General features: G+C 39.4%; 14 protein-coding genes and 3 pseudogenes. 13 read left to right on the plus strand and 4 right to left on the minus strand.

Going from position 1 to position 15,362, the window contains the following annotated elements:
• The first annotated feature begins 413 nt into the window (after positions 1-413).
• Together IM496_RS12760 and IM496_RS12765 are read left to right on the plus strand one after the other, a co-directional pair.
• Positions 414-887: a CRR6 family NdhI maturation factor gene (locus IM496_RS12760; protein WP_287662120.1), complete on the plus strand. Its 474-nt coding sequence runs from the start codon at positions 414-416 to the stop codon at positions 885-887.
• A 94-nt stretch (positions 888-981) separates the two neighbouring features.
• Positions 982-2,190: a 4-hydroxy-3-methylbut-2-enyl diphosphate reductase gene (locus IM496_RS12765; RefSeq protein ID WP_287662121.1), complete on the plus strand. Its 1,209-nt coding sequence runs from the start codon at positions 982-984 to the stop codon at positions 2,188-2,190.
• Between the two features lie 174 nt (positions 2,191-2,364).
• Here IM496_RS12765 and IM496_RS12770 read toward each other — a convergent pair whose 3' ends face one another.
• The gene (locus IM496_RS12770) at positions 2,365-2,550 is read right to left on the minus strand and encodes a hypothetical protein (RefSeq protein WP_002798718.1); all 186 of its coding nucleotides are present in this window, start codon (positions 2,548-2,550) and stop codon (positions 2,365-2,367) included.
• Positions 2,551-2,554: 4 nt separating this feature from the next.
• A complete protein-coding gene (locus tag IM496_RS12775) occupies positions 2,555-3,400 on the minus strand; it encodes a hypothetical protein (RefSeq protein ID WP_287662122.1) in 846 nt (281 codons plus the stop codon).
• 458 nt (positions 3,401-3,858) lie between these two features.
• Here IM496_RS12775 and bchL point away from each other — a divergent pair, with 458 nt between their 5' ends.
• The 6 genes from bchL (at position 3,859) to IM496_RS12805 (ending at position 10,161) form a co-directional block, all read left to right on the plus strand.
• Positions 3,859-4,728 carry a ferredoxin:protochlorophyllide reductase (ATP-dependent) iron-sulfur ATP-binding protein gene (gene bchL, locus IM496_RS12780; RefSeq protein ID WP_002773281.1) on the plus strand — a complete coding sequence of 290 codons (870 nt, stop codon included), beginning with the start codon at positions 3,859-3,861 and terminating at the stop codon, positions 4,726-4,728.
• 228 nt (positions 4,729-4,956) lie between these two features.
• Positions 4,957-5,721, plus strand: coding sequence for a DUF5331 domain-containing protein (locus IM496_RS12785; protein WP_103112656.1), 765 nt, complete (start codon positions 4,957-4,959; stop codon positions 5,719-5,721).
• Between the two features lie 16 nt (positions 5,722-5,737).
• Positions 5,738-7,138: a ferredoxin:protochlorophyllide reductase (ATP-dependent) subunit N gene (locus tag IM496_RS12790; RefSeq protein WP_194013365.1), complete on the plus strand. Its 1,401-nt coding sequence runs from the start codon at positions 5,738-5,740 to the stop codon at positions 7,136-7,138.
• Between the two features lie 169 nt (positions 7,139-7,307).
• Positions 7,308-8,600 (plus strand): AAA family ATPase, encoded by a 1,293-nt coding sequence (locus tag IM496_RS12795; RefSeq protein WP_287662123.1) that lies wholly within the window; start codon positions 7,308-7,310, stop codon positions 8,598-8,600.
• Position 8,601: 1 nt separating this feature from the next.
• Positions 8,602-9,246, plus strand: coding sequence for an RloB family protein (locus IM496_RS12800; RefSeq protein ID WP_287662124.1), 645 nt, complete (start codon positions 8,602-8,604; stop codon positions 9,244-9,246).
• 111 nt (positions 9,247-9,357) lie between these two features.
• Positions 9,358-10,161, plus strand: a complete 804-nt coding sequence (locus IM496_RS12805) for a nucleoside phosphorylase (protein ID WP_287662125.1) — start codon at positions 9,358-9,360, stop codon at positions 10,159-10,161.
• On the opposite strand, the gene IM496_RS12810 is transcribed toward IM496_RS12805, so the two are convergent.
• The gene (locus IM496_RS12810; RefSeq protein ID WP_287662127.1) at positions 10,158-11,087 is read right to left on the minus strand and encodes a DUF1350 family protein; all 930 of its coding nucleotides are present in this window, start codon (positions 11,085-11,087) and stop codon (positions 10,158-10,160) included. The genes IM496_RS12805 and IM496_RS12810 overlap by 4 nt on opposite strands.
• Positions 11,088-11,489: 402 nt before the next feature.
• On the opposite strand from IM496_RS12810, the pseudogene IM496_RS12815 reads away from it, so the two are divergent.
• Positions 11,490-11,899 (plus strand): annotated as a pseudogene (locus IM496_RS12815) (hypothetical protein).
• 233 nt (positions 11,900-12,132) lie between these two features.
• Here the strand turns inward: IM496_RS12815 and IM496_RS12820 are convergent.
• Positions 12,133-12,373, minus strand: a pseudogene (locus IM496_RS12820) (transposase); the annotation flags it as partial.
• Positions 12,374-12,707: 334 nt separating this feature from the next.
• Between IM496_RS12820 and IM496_RS12825 the strand changes: the two are divergent.
• The 4 genes and pseudogenes from IM496_RS12825 to IM496_RS12840 all read left to right on the plus strand — a co-directional run.
• On the plus strand, positions 12,708-13,454 hold the full coding sequence (locus IM496_RS12825; protein WP_104397382.1) for a pseudouridine synthase: 747 nt from the start codon (positions 12,708-12,710) through the stop codon (positions 13,452-13,454).
• A gap of 26 nt (positions 13,455-13,480) precedes the next feature.
• Positions 13,481-14,242 carry a helix-turn-helix domain-containing protein gene (locus tag IM496_RS12830; RefSeq protein WP_287662128.1) on the plus strand — a complete coding sequence of 254 codons (762 nt, stop codon included), beginning with the start codon at positions 13,481-13,483 and terminating at the stop codon, positions 14,240-14,242.
• An 8-nt stretch (positions 14,243-14,250) separates the two neighbouring features.
• Positions 14,251-15,099, plus strand: a complete 849-nt coding sequence (locus tag IM496_RS12835; protein WP_287662130.1) for an ADP-ribosylglycohydrolase family protein — start codon at positions 14,251-14,253, stop codon at positions 15,097-15,099.
• Between the two features lie 180 nt (positions 15,100-15,279).
• Positions 15,280-15,362, plus strand: a pseudogene (locus tag IM496_RS12840) (IS607 family transposase); the annotation flags it as partial.

Here is a 15,362-nt window from a genome sequence, read left to right on the forward strand (position 1 = left end):
GCATGGCTCATTTTTGAGCGAAAGACTGGCTCCCTTGCTGCCAGTGGAGAATAGGAAATCTATCAATAGTCATTAGTCATCGGTTAGCTCTTTGTCCACTGGCAAATCGCATTGTTGTTCTCGAAAACGGTAAAATTAGCGAAGTAAGAACCCATGGGGAACTGATGAGCAAACGAGGACAATATCACCCTAATAGTTATCAATCTAAAAAACCCGGTGTGCAAGGGAGGTTAAATTGTCGGAGAAATCCAATCATGAGGATTTTAGTCCAGTTTCCCTCTCTCGCTCCGGAGTGAGAGAATAGTCAAACTTAGTTTTTTTGTCCCGATCGAGAGTATTTTCTGAGATAGATCATTGTCGATCTAGGGATAAAAAACAGTAATTTTGCCCGATATAACCTTTTACTTGCCCCTATGACTGTCAAAATCGCTCTCAACCCCAATCAAATCCAAAATCTCGATCTCTCATCCTTAGAGACTATTATTCAAGATTATCAGTCCCGATCAGCGATCGCCAAACTGGAACAAGCTCTACAATTAGAGATAGATTATCCTCGTGCGGAGGGTGATATGCGAGAATTATCGGAGATACCGGAAGTCAGGCTGTGGTTTCTGCGTTTGGATGCGGTTTATCCCTGGTTAATCTTTATTCTTGACCCAAAACAGGGAGAAATCGCCCGTTATGCTGCTATGTTGGTCCCCCATCAATTCCATCGCGGGGAAGGAATTCAATATAATCCCGAAGCTTTAGAGATTTTTGTGATGCAAAAACTCTTTATTCTGTCTGATTGGCTGAAAAGTCAGCAAATTCCTGCTTTATCTCGCTTAAAATTTTTCGCTCAACAGTTTGGTTACGATATCGACGAGCAATTTCTCTCTAGTCTCTAAAAGCTTCCTGCGCTGACTAGATAAGGTATTTTAAATATATGACAAGCTACTGTCTCGCCCAATTTAGCGCCACCAATACCCCTATCAGAGAATCATGGATACAAAATCCTTTAAACGCACCCTACAGCAATCGGATAACTATAACCGCAAGGGATTCGGTCACAAAGAGGAAGTAATGGATGCGATGACCAATGAGTATCAAAGCGACCTCATCCAAAAAATTCGTGAAAATAATTATCGTTTAGAACGGGGTGACGTGACGATCTATCTCGCTCAAGCTTTTGGTTTTTGTTGGGGGGTAGAACGCGCTGTTGCTATGGCCTACGAAACTCGTCAACATTTTCCCCAGGAACGTCTCTGGATTACTAACGAAATTATTCACAATCCCTCGGTTAATCAGCGTCTGCGCTCCATGGCCGTGGGTTTTATTCCGGTGGAAAATGGCCAAAAAGACTTTAGTGTGGTGGAATCGGGGGATGTGGTGATTTTACCTGCTTTTGGGGCCAGTGTCTCGGAAATGAAAATACTTAACGATAAGGGTTGCATGATTGTGGATACCACTTGTCCCTGGGTTTCTAAGGTGTGGAATTCCGTGGAAAAGCACAAAAAAAGCGCCCATACTTCGATTATTCACGGCAAATATAATCACGAAGAAACTATCGCCACTAGCTCTTTTGCCGGCACTTATCTAATCGTTTTAAATTTGGCTCAAGCTAATTATGTCGCTAATTATATTCTCCACGGTGGCGATAAAAACGAGTTCTTAGAGAAGTTTAAAAATGCTCATTCCCAGGGTTTCGATCCCGATCGCGATCTAGATTATATCGGTATTGCCAATCAAACCACGATGCTGAAAAGTGAAACGGAGGAAATTGGCAAAGTCTTCGAGCATACTATGTTGAGAAAGTACGGACCGATCGATTTTAAAGATCATTTCATGAGTTTTAATACCATCTGTGATGCCACTCAAGAGCGTCAAGATGCCATGTTTGAACTGGTGAAAGAACCACTTTCTTTAATGGTGGTAATTGGCGGTTATAATTCCTCTAATACCACTCACCTACAGGAAATAGCGATCGAGCGTGCCATTCCCTCCTATCATATCGATAGTGCCGAGCGCATTCTCCCCGGTAATCGCATCGAACATAAACCTTTAGGTGGCGATTTAATCATCACTGATAACTGGTTAAATGAGGGAAAAATTATCGTCGGAGTGACTTCCGGTGCTTCCACTCCCGATAAGGTGGTAGAAGAGGTAATCGAGAAAATTTTTGCGCTCAAATCTTCTTTAGTCCCCGATTAATTAGCCTAGGTGTTAACCTTTGGCAATGGCTGCATCTCAATTTTGGAGAAATATCTATTGCTCACCATCAGTTATTTTTATCCGTGGGATTGCTGACAAATTGACGTTTGGGTTTACCATTATCAGTAGAACCGTTCGGCTCTTCTCGTTTCTCTCTGGAGAGCCAATATTTTCCTAAAAACGGCGGGTTTTATCGATTCCGTAGATAATTCCCGTCACCACGGAAGAGAGAATTAATAACAAAATTAATCCTCCGGGTAAAAAAGATAATATTCCCATGCCGCGCAATATATAAACTAACACGGTTACTAATAGGAAACCGAAAAAAAGAGACTTTAAGTAGCTAGAATTTGAGCGCATTTACTTAGATTAACAGTTCCTCTTGACTTAAGTTTAACTTTTCGACAATCATTGCTAGGATTTTTTCTTCCCTTTTTCCGTTACTGATAGATTTCAGTAAACGGCGATTGAGAATAATTTTTTCCCCGTTGGATAAGGTTAAAATAATCCGTCGGTAATTAGACCCCAAAAAGCCTTTGTCATCTTCTACCTTTGCCTCAACAATTCTCTCTAGAAGATAATCACTTTCACTTCTAAAAGTTAAATGTTGTCGCCTACGGGTTAGGGTAGCGGTACCTTGATTAAAGATATAAATCTCCCAATAGCTGGCATCATAAAGTAACAATAGACCTGACAATAAGCATAACATACCCCAGAGATAGTAGCGATAATTATCGTTCTGTTCTAGCACTGCTGACAAGGTATCTAGGGGACTTTTGGCAATAATTTCCTGAGTTTGATATCTATTCACAAAATTCTCAAATCGGGTTTTAAAATCACTAGCTGACTGCACATCCCGAAAATTCTCGATGTAGAGATGGTTATTTCTTCCGACCAATAAAACCGTGTTATTAACAGTTTTTTCCTGCTCAACACTGATAAAAACTTCCTGATAGACAGCCGTAGCTTTAATGTGAGTTAAAGAAAAATTTTCCCGACTAGAAACAGGAAAATTATACTCTTGGACATATTGACAATCTATCCTTTTTGTACCTAACCGAATGCAGTCGAGATAAGCACGCTGGAAATAAACCACATAGGCTAAAAAGAGCAAGGGAACCCCAGTGAGAAAAAAACCCAGAAAAGGACGATATTTAGGAGCTTTATTCTCTAATAAGAGTGTAGTCAGCGTTTTTTGCTTAACTCGCATGGGAAACCCTACAGGTACTTTGTTCTAATTGTACTACAGCTTTTTTCAGCATCCTTCTGAGGATCGATTTATTTAATATGCCAGGGAAAATTGTAATGATTATTCACGAAAATCTGTCATCGGTCTCTAGACTGCCTCTATCTTGACCTTTTTTGTCTCGGTTTGGCACGGTAAAACCCTGTTTATCGAGTTTTTGTAAAGCTTTGGCGTTTTTTTGTTTATTGTTTGCATTTATATTAAATGTATAAACAAAGCTTTTTTTATAAGTTTTTATCAATTTCAGAGACTTTATAAGCTCTAAAAAAATTATTTTTCTGATTTTTACGCTTTTAATCTCACTCTAGCTATAGCAGATAAAAATTGAGCCTCTTGCCAAGGGGCGGGGAGATGGTCAATAATTGCGATCGAAGCACTGATAAACAAACTCACCATTCAAGCGTACATTTAGGAGAACTTCCATGCCTTTAACACTCGCAGTCTACGGAAAAGGTGGCATCGGTAAATCGACAACAAGCTGTAATATTTCGGCCGCTTTAGCCAAAAGAGGCAAAAAAGTCCTACAAATAGGCTGTGACCCCAAGCATGATAGCACTTTCACCCTGACAGGCTTTCTGATTCCCACAATCATCGATACCCTGCAAGAAAAAGATTTTCACTACGAAGACATCTGGCCCGAAGACGTTATCTATGACGGTTACGGTGGCGTCAAATGCGTGGAAGCGGGTGGCCCCCCGGCCGGTGCCGGTTGTGGCGGTTACGTCGTCGGGGAGACGGTGAAATTATTAAAAGAATTGAACGCTTTTGATGAATTTGACGTGATTTTGTTCGATGTTTTGGGGGATGTGGTCTGTGGAGGATTTGCCGCACCCTTAAATTACGCCGATTACTGCATAATTGTCACAGATAACGGCTTTGATGCTCTTTTTGCCGCCAATCGCATCGCCGCTTCCGTCCGGGAAAAAGCGCGCACCCATCCCCTACGACTAGCCGGATTAATTGGTAATCGCACCTCAAAACGCGATTTAATTAATAAATATGTAGATCATGTTCCCATGCCAGTGTTAGAAGTTTTACCCTTAATTGAAGATATTCGCGTCTCCAGAGTTAAAGGTCAAACTCTCTTTGAAATGGCCGACAAGGATCCGATGTTAAGTTATGTTTGTGACTATTATCTCAACATTGCCGATCAGATTTTAGCCAAACCAGAAGGAGTTATTCCCAAAGAATCTGCCGACCGGGAATTATTCACTTTATTATCGGATTTCTATCTTAATGCCGATAAACCCAAAGTTAACGCCGAGGCGGAATTAGATCTAATGATGGTTTAGATTATTTTGTAGGGTGGGTTAGGAACAGCGTAACCCACCAATAACCACCAATAAACTCTTTTTCTGGGTGGGTTACTGCGAATAATTAACTTATTAGTTAATAGTCTAACTTATCGTCGCCTAACCCACCCTACCCACGAATTTTATCGAGGACTCGATAATGATCATTTTTTCCTCTCATTGGGAATTCTAATAGGGAAAACATCATTATTCAGTCAAGGGGACAAAATGAGCAACTTTGAGGAATTAAAAGCAACCTTACCAAGGCGATGGTTAGATTACTACCAAAATAATCAAGCTTGGATTAAGTCTTTAATGGATTCTAGAGGATGGTGGCGAAAAACTCCCGATGGTGGTAAACGTCCCAGTGCTGACATAATTATAGCGGCAGCAACAGCTTTAGAACCTAAGTTGTCAGTGTGGATGTATCCCTTTTGTCAACTTAGTTCCGATGGGGACAAACTGGTAGAAGTCTTAGGACTAAATTTTGATTCTGAAAAAAAGGAGTTGGAAAAATCGGAAAAAGAATTACTGATTTCTAATTCGCACACTGAATATCTCAACGGATTCCGAGAAAAACAATTATCAGTCGAAAAAAACAAAGTAATTATTTTTGAGGAATTGCTAAAAATCTTACCAGATAAATGGTTAGATTACTACCAAAACAATCAACCGTGGATTAAGTCTTTAATGGATTCTAAAGATTCGTGGCGAAAAACTCCCGACGGTGGTAAACGTCCTAGTGCTGACATCATTATAGGTGCAATGACCGTTTTAGAATCTCAATTATCAGTGTGGATGTATCCCTTTTGTCAGCTTAGTTCCGATGGAAACAAACTTCTAGAAGTTTTAGGATTAAATTTTGATCCTGAGAAAAAACGACTAGAAAAGAAAGAAAGAGAATTAAGTAATTCTTTATATCCTACTGAGGATCCTGTACTGCAAAAAATCCGCCAAGAGTTACAACAAGAAAACCTAAATAAACCAAGTTAAAGGAGAACCAAAAAACATGACCGCCACTCAAGAACCGAGCGCTTTACAATTTGATTGTGAAACCGGCAACTATCACACCTTTTGTCCGATTAGCTGTGTTGCTTGGTTATACCAAAAAATCGAAGATAGTTTCTTCCTTGTTATCGGCACAAAAACCTGTGGTTACTTCCTGCAAAATGCTATGGGGGTGATGATTTTCGCCGAACCACGTTATGCTATGGCTGAATTAGAAGAAGGGGATATTTCCGCTCAACTAAAAGACTACGAAGAATTAAAACGCCTCTGCTTACAAATTAAACGAGATAGAAACCCTAGCGTTATCGTTTTTATCGGTACTTGTACCACCGAAATTATCAAAATGGACTTAGAAGGATTAGCACCGAAACTAGAGTCAGAAATCGGTATTCCTATCGTGACAGCGCGCGCTAATGGTTTAGATTATGCTTTTACCCAAGGGGAAGATACCGTCCTCGCTTCTATGGTGCATAAATGTCCCGAAAAAGTTAAGCATGAAGATGAAAAAGAAGAACGGAATGCCATCCAGAAACTCTTAACTTTTGGACGTAAAAAGGAAGAAATTAAACAGGAAGAATCGGAATATAAAGACCATCCTCCTTTAGTTTTATTTGGTTCCGTTCCCGACCCAATTGTGACTAATTTAACCCTAGAATTGAAAAAACAAGGAGTTAAAATTGATGGTTGGTTGCCAGCTAAACGTTTTACTGAATTACCGGTAATTGAAGAAGGTTATTATGTGGCTGGTGTCAATCCTTTTCTATCACGAACTGCCACCACTTTAATGCGTCGTCGTAAGTGTAAATTAATTGGCGCACCTTTTCCCATCGGTCCGGATGGAACCCGCGCTTGGATAGAAAAAATCTGTTCTGTTTTGGGAGTACAACCGCAGGGATTAGAAGAAAGAGAGGCAAAAATTTGGGAAAGTTTAGAGGATTATCTGCAACTTGTGCGCGGTAAATCGGTCTTCTTTATGGGGGATAATTTACTAGAAATTTCTCTGGCACGTTTCCTAATTCGTTGCGGGATGACTTGTGATGAAATCGGGATTCCTTACATGGATAAACGCTACCAAGCGGCCGAATTAGCCTTACTAGAAAAAACCTGTAATGATATGGGTGTTCCCATCCCGAAAATTATTGAAAAACCTGATAACTACAATCAGATTCAGCGCATTTACGACTTAAAACCCGATTTAGTTATTACAGGAATGGCCCATGCAAATCCCTTAGAAGCGCGGGGAATTAACACTAAATGGTCGGTAGAATTTACTTTTGCTCAAATTCATGGTTTTACCAATGCGCGAGATATTTTAGAATTAGCTACTCGTCCCCTGCGTCGCAACAATAACCTCAAGGAATTGGGTTGGGATAAGTTAGTTAAAGAGTCAGCAAAAGTGTAAATTTGTTTTCAAAAGGCTACAATCATCAGGTAAGGAAAATCAATTCCTTACCTTTTTTCTGTGATTGTTTGCCGATTCTGAGGATAATTCTTGTTCAAATGCTCAACAAGTGCATAAAATAAAAGTATCTTCTCCTTTATTCCTTAGAGACTGTTAGGGTTAATATGCAATGCTCATCGGATTTAGTGTCGGCAATTATCGCTCTTTTAAAGATGTAGTCACTCTCAGCATGGTAGCTGCGGAGGATGCCTGTGGTAATGATGAGCTTGATAAAAATAATGTTTTTAAGGTTAATCAACAATTTAGTTTACTGAAAAGTGCCGCTATTTATGGAGCAAATGCCAGTGGTAAGAGTAATTTAATTCTGGCATTCAATTTTATGCGACGGTTTGTCATGAATTCTGCTAAATTACAAATCACTGACAAAATAGATGTGGAACCCTTTAGATTAAGTACCGAAACTGTTGATAAACCATCCTTTTTTGAAATAGTTTTTCAGCTAAAAAATAAAACTTATAGATATGGATTTGAAGTAACTCAAAAGCGAGTAGTTTCCGAATGGTTATTTTGTACGCCCAGAAGTCGTGAAACTAAAATTTTTAATCGGCAAGGCGATAAAATAGAATATAGCAAAAATATTGAACAAGGTAATATACTAAGAGGATTGACAAAAAAAAATACTCTGTTTTTATCACTAGCGGCTCAATTTAATAATTCTCTAGCGGTGGAAATTGTCTCTTGGTTTAGTCACTTAGGTGTTGTGTCTGGGTTAGATGTGGAATTATTAAAAGCGATTACGCTTGAGCATCTTTCTAATAGACAAGATTTGATTGATGATGTAACTAAGTTAATTAAAAAATTAGATTTAAGTATTGACAATCTCAACCTAGAAATAGAAAGCAGAAAAATTTCCTTAGACAGTCTCCCGCAAGATTTACCGGATGTTGTCAGAAATATCATCAGTCACTCTAGCGGTGAAATAAAGTCCGCTACCATAAAAACCTATCATCCAAAGTATGACTCAACAGGTAAAATGATTGAGTTAGAAATTTTTGATATGGACAATCATGAATCTGATGGAACTAAAAAGATTTTGGCTCTGTCAGCACCGATTTTAGACACTTTGCAAAGAGGGGAAGTTTTAGTAATTGATGAATTGGATGCCAGACTTCATCCTTTAATGACTAGAAGTATAATCGAATTATTTAATTCTCAGAAAACTAATCCCAAAAATGCTCAACTTATTTTTACTACTCATGATATTAATTTACTTAGTCATAAATTTTTGAGGAGGGATCAAATTTGGTTTACCGAAAAAAATCATCAAGGAGCAACAGATTTATATTCTTTGGTGGAATTTGCTGATATTAATAATAATAATACATTTGAAAAAGATTATATTCAAGGTCGTTATGGAGCAATACCTTTTATTGGTGATTTAAGTACAATTATTGGTAATTAGTATGAGTAACAACAGGAATACTTCCGATTATTTGCGTCGCCAAACTAAGACTAGAGAAACAAGAAAAAAATTTTTAATTATTTGCGAGGGAAAAAAAACTGAAGTTAACTATTTTAAGGCTTTTACTGTTCCTAAGAAAATTGAAGTTAGGGTGAAAGGTGAAGGTAAAAATAGCTTGAGTTTAGTCAACAAAGCTATTCAGATTATAGATAATCTAAAAAAAGATGACTCATTTGATCAAATCTGGTGCGTTTTTGATAAAGATAACTGTTCTAAAGAGCAATTTAATCAAGCAGAAAGACTGGCTAAAGAAAACAATATCAAGATTGCCTATTCTAATGAAGCTTTTGAAATTTGGTTTATTTTACACTTTCAATATCTGGATATTGCCACATCCCGAAGTAAATACCCAAAAATTTTAACTACCCAGATGAAAAAGTATGGATTATTAAACGAGCAAGAAAAATATGAAAAAAATCGAGAGGATATGTACGAAAAATTAAAGCCATACCAGAGAACAGCAATAACTAATGCAGCAAAACTTATTCAAGATAGAGATGAAGCAAAAAAACATCCTTTTGATGCCAATCCCTCAACCACAGTGCAGGAATTAGTGCAAGAACTTAACATCAATAGTCGTCCTTAAGCTTGATTCTATTTTGTCAATAATTAAATATTTAATTTCAATTTAAACCTAAAGTTGTTATAATAACCAAAAGCCTATTTAACCAAAGTAACTGCTCTTAATTTAATTTAAATGTCCAATATCTTATCTCACCAAAAACCCTATCATCTCAACTTTAGCAGTGAGGATTTAGGCACAGTAAAACCGACTATCACCCTATTATCGGGGGAACCAGAACGCTCACGCTATATTGCTGAAACTTATTTACAAAATGCACGTTTACTATCGGATTATCGCGGATTAAATAGTTATCTTGGCTATCTAGATAATTCTACCCCAATCCTTCTGGCTACCAGTGGCATGGGTGCGCCATCTTTGAGTATTGTGGTTAATGAATTAATACAGGTGGGAATTAAAACTATTATTCGTATTGGTACTTGTGGCGCAATTCAAAATAGAATAACAATTGGTGATATTATTATCTCCCAAGCGGCTTTATGTAGGCAAGGTGCAGCTAATGATATTGCTCCTCCAGAATATCCCGCAGTGGCGGATCCTTTTTTGACAGTTGCTCTAGTCAAATCGGCTCAATTTTTGGGAGTAAATTATCATTTAGGTATTACCGCTTCTGTGGATAGTTTTTATGAAGGACAGGAAAGAATCCTGTCTTCTGCTAACCCTTATCTTCAGCGCCATTTAGAGGGAATTACGGAAGAATATCGACGTTTAAATATTCTCAATTATGAAATGGAAGCGGGAACTTTATTTAAAATGGCGGGGGTTTATGGATTTACTGCCGCTTGTATTTGTGCTGTGATTGCCGAAAGAAGCAAAGAGGAAGGGATTAGTTTAGAAAGCAAACAACAAGCCATCGAAAAAGCGATTCAGGTGGCAATATTGACCGTTAGCAACCTCTCCCTATCCTCAATTGATTAATGTTCAGAAATCATTTTCATTAAGACTTCCTCTTTTTCCTGACTTTCGGGATAACACGAGATAAGTTTAGCGCGTAATTCTTGAATTGATTTAATCACATTATCTGCTAATTCTTGGTCGCCATTGCGCCAGCCAAGGGGTGCTAGATGGGTGCGATTGGCTAAGGGAACTACTGGTTTTAAGAGTTGTTGACTTAGTTCTTTAATGAACCAAGCTACCGTATCTTTAGCCTGTAGATCCTTAGCAAAGGCGATAATTTCCAAGAGTCTAAATAGCTTACTATTGCTAATTAAACAACGGGTTTCCTGCACGTTTGGCTGTACATCTAAACCCAAACTCTGCACTAATTTAGCTAGAGCAGCTATGGGAATTGCACTATCTATGCCAGCAATTACAGGAGCCAGTAAAAGTGAGGGTTGATTTTTCAAAGATACAGTATGAATATCGGTATTATTCAGCGATTTTTGGATATCTTCGGCTTGATTTTTACCGACACAACCACTCAAAACCTGTTCTAGTTCTGTGTTTTCCACATCACTTAAAACCTCTAAAAGGGAGATATATTTACACCCTAAACTATGGCCCATCCAAAAATAATTAGGATTACCAGCAGTGGGATCCTCTAAGTACAAATTAAGGTTATCTTCATAGCCTAAAAACTTAGCTTCTTCATAAATAGCCTTTCTCAATCCAATCAAATCTTTGACCATTTCTATGGAAACATTCCAATGGCGAAAAGTAAAACGATAGGGAATAGCAATAATAGTATAGCCCCGTTCAAAGACTTGTTTGAGTAGATAACGATAGAACAGATTGGGAAAAGTGCCGAAGAAAGCACCACCGATAAAATAGACGACCCCAATCGGTTTAGGATTGATAGCAACCCAGTTAAATTGCAGGGGAATAAGCTTAAATTCTGGTGTCATTGTTGTTCGGTATGTAATTGTTAATTTTGCAATTAGGGAAACAATCTTATAATGATTAAAAATCTCGGCGGTCAAAATAATTGATCGCCTTGTCTAAGTATGGTACATTAATTTGCTCAAAAAAGTTTATTTTGTTGCGAATATGTAATGATTTTTGACAAAAGTAAATTCTCATCCCCAAAAATTCGCTTCTTCTTAGTCTTCCAAGCTAATCTTGACTGGATTAACTTGCTATCGGTAAAATCAAAACCCTTAGCGACGAGACGATTATAAAGTTGCGGACAACCTAAAGCGAGGGATTGCCCTCACGACATCTTTAACCGCTTTTTTGCTTTGCTGGGATTAGGAGCTAATAAGCTGAGATAATAGAAAAAAATTGGTTTTGGCTTTAAGGATGATATTATGTCAGACACAACTCGTTTAACATCAGAAAAATTTCTCAGTACCGTATTAAATTTGCAGACAATGAGAACGCTTTAATTGCACTTGATGTTATTGAGGAATGGGAGGGAGATTTAGCATATGCTCCTGAATCTATTGCCCCTCGTAATAGTATTAAAGAGGGAGAAGATAATGTTGATTTTTGTTGGTTTGCTATTGTTTTTAATAAATGTCGTGATTTCATTTTTCAACCGAATTATGAAAATTTACGAGAAAAATATTTACCCGCACTTATCCCTACTTTAACAAATATTATTGTAGGATATTTGATATGTCCTCCGCAAGTTGCAGAAATTTTATCGGCTATCGTTGCTGTTTACATTCTAGATCAGGGACTGGATAAATTTTGTCAAAATTGTTCCGATTCTTAAATCAAAGTGATTCCCCCCAAACCCCTACCCCTGAACGGTTACGTTCTGCTTAAGTTCTTAAACTTCTCTTTTGGGTAATGATTTGGTAGTAGTGGCGTAGCCCTCTTGCTTACCTGGTATGAATTCTGTAAAATATTTATTAATAAAAATAATTGGCTCGAATCAGTCTTTAAACCTCTAGCTTGATCATGACTTTTCTGATAAATATAGTTATTTCAAATAAGAACGAGACACTAGGCGACATAATAAGTACGAATAATTTCATCAAGGGGGGTCCCCACAGGAGCATACATTCTTGCCCTCTTTAATGCACTAAAATCATGTTCGATATCATTTAAATCAGTAGAGTATTTTGGCAAAAACACTACCTGATGACCTGCTTCTTCTACCAGGCGTTCGGCGAGCTCAGCCGAGCCGTTGTTTAATGACTGTCTTCCGATGAATTGGTGCATTATCCATAATTAATACTGAAAAGGATTTCTCGGCTGGTGAGAGAGAGTCTATCTTTCTCTAAAAAAATGGAGAATCACGTTGGAGCTGTTTGGTATTTTATCCATGACTACAATGCACGGCAAAGCAAAGGATTAAGCCGCCATCACTACTACCGAATCACCACCTGTGATTTTTAAAACCTAGACCCAAACTAACTTTTGGATGGGTGCAAGGTTGTCATTCATACCTTGATTCAGCAACGCCAAAAAATCAAAGAGGCAGCTGAAGATATTCGGTTTTTCTTCACTTTTTGGGCGAAAAAAACCCTTTTAGGATGCCTATAATAGGAGATAGAAAGGGTTAAAAACTAAAAAAAATGGCGGAGAGAGTCCAGAAAATCCTTGCCCAGTGGGGAATTGCCTCCCGAAGAAGGGCGGAGGAGATGATCGTGGCCGGCCGGGTGAGACGGAATGGCAAAATCGTGCAGTTAGGAGAAAAAGCCGACCCAGAAAAAGATCATCTAGAGATAGACGGAAAAAAAATTGAACCGGCCAATCGTCCCCAAAGATTGTATATACTGGTCAACAAACCCATTGGTGTGGTTTCTACCTGTAAGGATCCGCAAAACCGGCCGACGGTGATTGACCTTTTGCCCGACTCCCTCGCCAGCGAGACGGGGTTACATCCCGTAGGCAGGTTGGACATCAACACCACTGGGGCGTTACTCCTCACCAACGACGGTCAACTCACCCTCACCCTCACCCATCCCCGTTATCATTTGCCCAAAACCTATCGGGTTTGGCTAGATGGTGCGATTGATAGACTTGCTCTCCAGCGTTGGCGAGAAGGTATCCTCTTAGAGGGAAAAAAAACCTTACCCGCACAGGTTGAGATACTCAAGCAAACCGACCAAAAAACCCTACTAGAAGTTATTTTAGTGGAGGGAAGAAATCGGCAGATTCGCTCTGTAGCTGAAGAATTAGGTTATCACGTCCTGAAACTTCATCGCAGTGCTATCGGTCCTATTCAACTAAACTCTGGTAATAATTCCCCCTTACCCTTGGGTGATTACCGTTTTTTAACCCTTGATGAACTGAAATATTTAAAGAACCAGATTAACTAAGCTGAAAGTCAGCCCCTAATAGCGATATGTTTCGCCTTCTCCAATCACAACTCGATCCCCAGCATAAACAGCGAACCAAATTACTGGAAATCGGCGTTTATTTGCAAAAAAATCGCCTAGAACAGTCCCTTTCTCTCGAGGAAATTGCCCAGAAAACCTTAATCCCGCGCCATCGCCTAGAAGCGTTGGAAGCGGGGGATTTGGAGTCATTGCCCGAACCGATTTATATTCGTTGGTTAATCAAACAATTTGCCGATAGTCTGTCCCTGGATGGTGAGACGATTAGCCGACGTTTTCCCACCAAGGTAAATAACTTTTTTAGGGGAATAAAACCGTCTTTATCGCTGCCGAGTCTTCAAATTCGCCCGATTCATCTCTATTTTCTCTATTTAATCTTAGTTATTGCTTCCGTACAAACCCTATCCCACGTCCTGCAAAAATCGGTACTGCAATCGAATCGCTTACCGCCGCCTTCCTTGCCACAACAGCAAATTGTCCAACCGAAAAGCAATCCCCTTCAACCGGTAGCCAACAAAACCAGCAATAATCAGCAGCTGGTGGTGAGGGTAAAACTGGAGGATGACTGCTGGCTGCGGGTGGTGGTGGATGGCAAGACAGAATTTGAGGGTGTGCTGCCCCAGGGAACCCATCGCACTTGGCAAGCAAACCGGGAATTAACCGTGAGGGCAGGTAATGCTGGCGGGGTTTACGTTGCCGTTAATAATGCCCATGCTCAACAACTGGGGCAACCGGGCAAAGTCGGGGAAGTCACCTACCGGGCAAATTGAGCTAATTTATGCAAAAGGTTTTTTCACCCCTCGATCGCCTTCAGGGAGGGTTAATCGGGGCATATATTGGGGAATCCTTGCATAATCAACCCCTAATACCAGCCTTTAACTATGAGGCTACACCGAGGACGACCCTGCTTTTGCAAGCTCTGCAATCTCAGGAAGATTTGCCCATTGCGATCGCATCTAGGCAGCAGTCGGAATCGGCGTTATTATTTGTGCTGTTGCCGGAGATTTTAACCTGGCCTGACCATGGGGGACGTTGGCAAGCTAGATTAAATTTTTGGCTGAAAAAGGGCTTAATTTCCGAGTTAACCCGACAAGAAGCGATAATTTGGGGAGAGGCGGTAGGTCTGTTATTACAGGGAAAAAGGCCTTTAAATCAGTTAATGGGGCAATTACTAACTATTAACCCCAAGAATAAGCTATTAGAGCAGATTCAGTCAGCTTTAGGGCAGAATCATCCCTTAGAGTTCATTTTATCGGCTTGGGCGAAAGATAGCTCACCTTTGGGAATTGCGATCGCATTTTCTCTCTATACCTTTCTGCAAACGAGCGAGGATTTCGCCGTTAGCGTGCGTCGTGCTAATTCTAGTCCCTATCAACGGCAATTAACTAGCACTTTAGCGGGAATTTGGGCGGGATTGTACAACGGTATCGAGGGGATTCCCCTAGCTTGGCGGCAAAATTTGCCGAAAGAGCCAGTTAAACAGCAATTAATCGATAAAGCTGGGGAAATCTATCGAATTTCTTTGGGTATATCTCCTCATCTTGTCCTATCTCCTCATACTGCCGTCGCTTACGGGGGAACTTTGCAACCCCGTCCTAGCTTAAAATTGGTCTCTCAAGATAAGTAGTCGTGCAAAATTAACTTCTTGGTTAGGATAGGCAAAAGGCAAGAGGCAAAAGGCAATAGGGAGAATAAATAATCAGTTCTTAATAACCTAATTTGGTATTGTAAAGTTTTGTAAAAAATATGTGCAAATGACTGCAAACAACTGCTAATATGGTTAGTGCAAGTTTACATTGCAGTTCACATGAAACTATCAGATTATGCTAAGAAAAAAGGGATCAGTTATGACACTGCTTGGAGAATGTGGAATCGAGGGCAGTTACAAGG

It is taken from the genome of Microcystis sp. M049S2, assembly GCF_020245625.1.
Classification (GTDB): Bacteria; Cyanobacteriota; Cyanobacteriia; order Cyanobacteriales; family Microcystaceae; genus Microcystis; species Microcystis ichthyoblabe_A.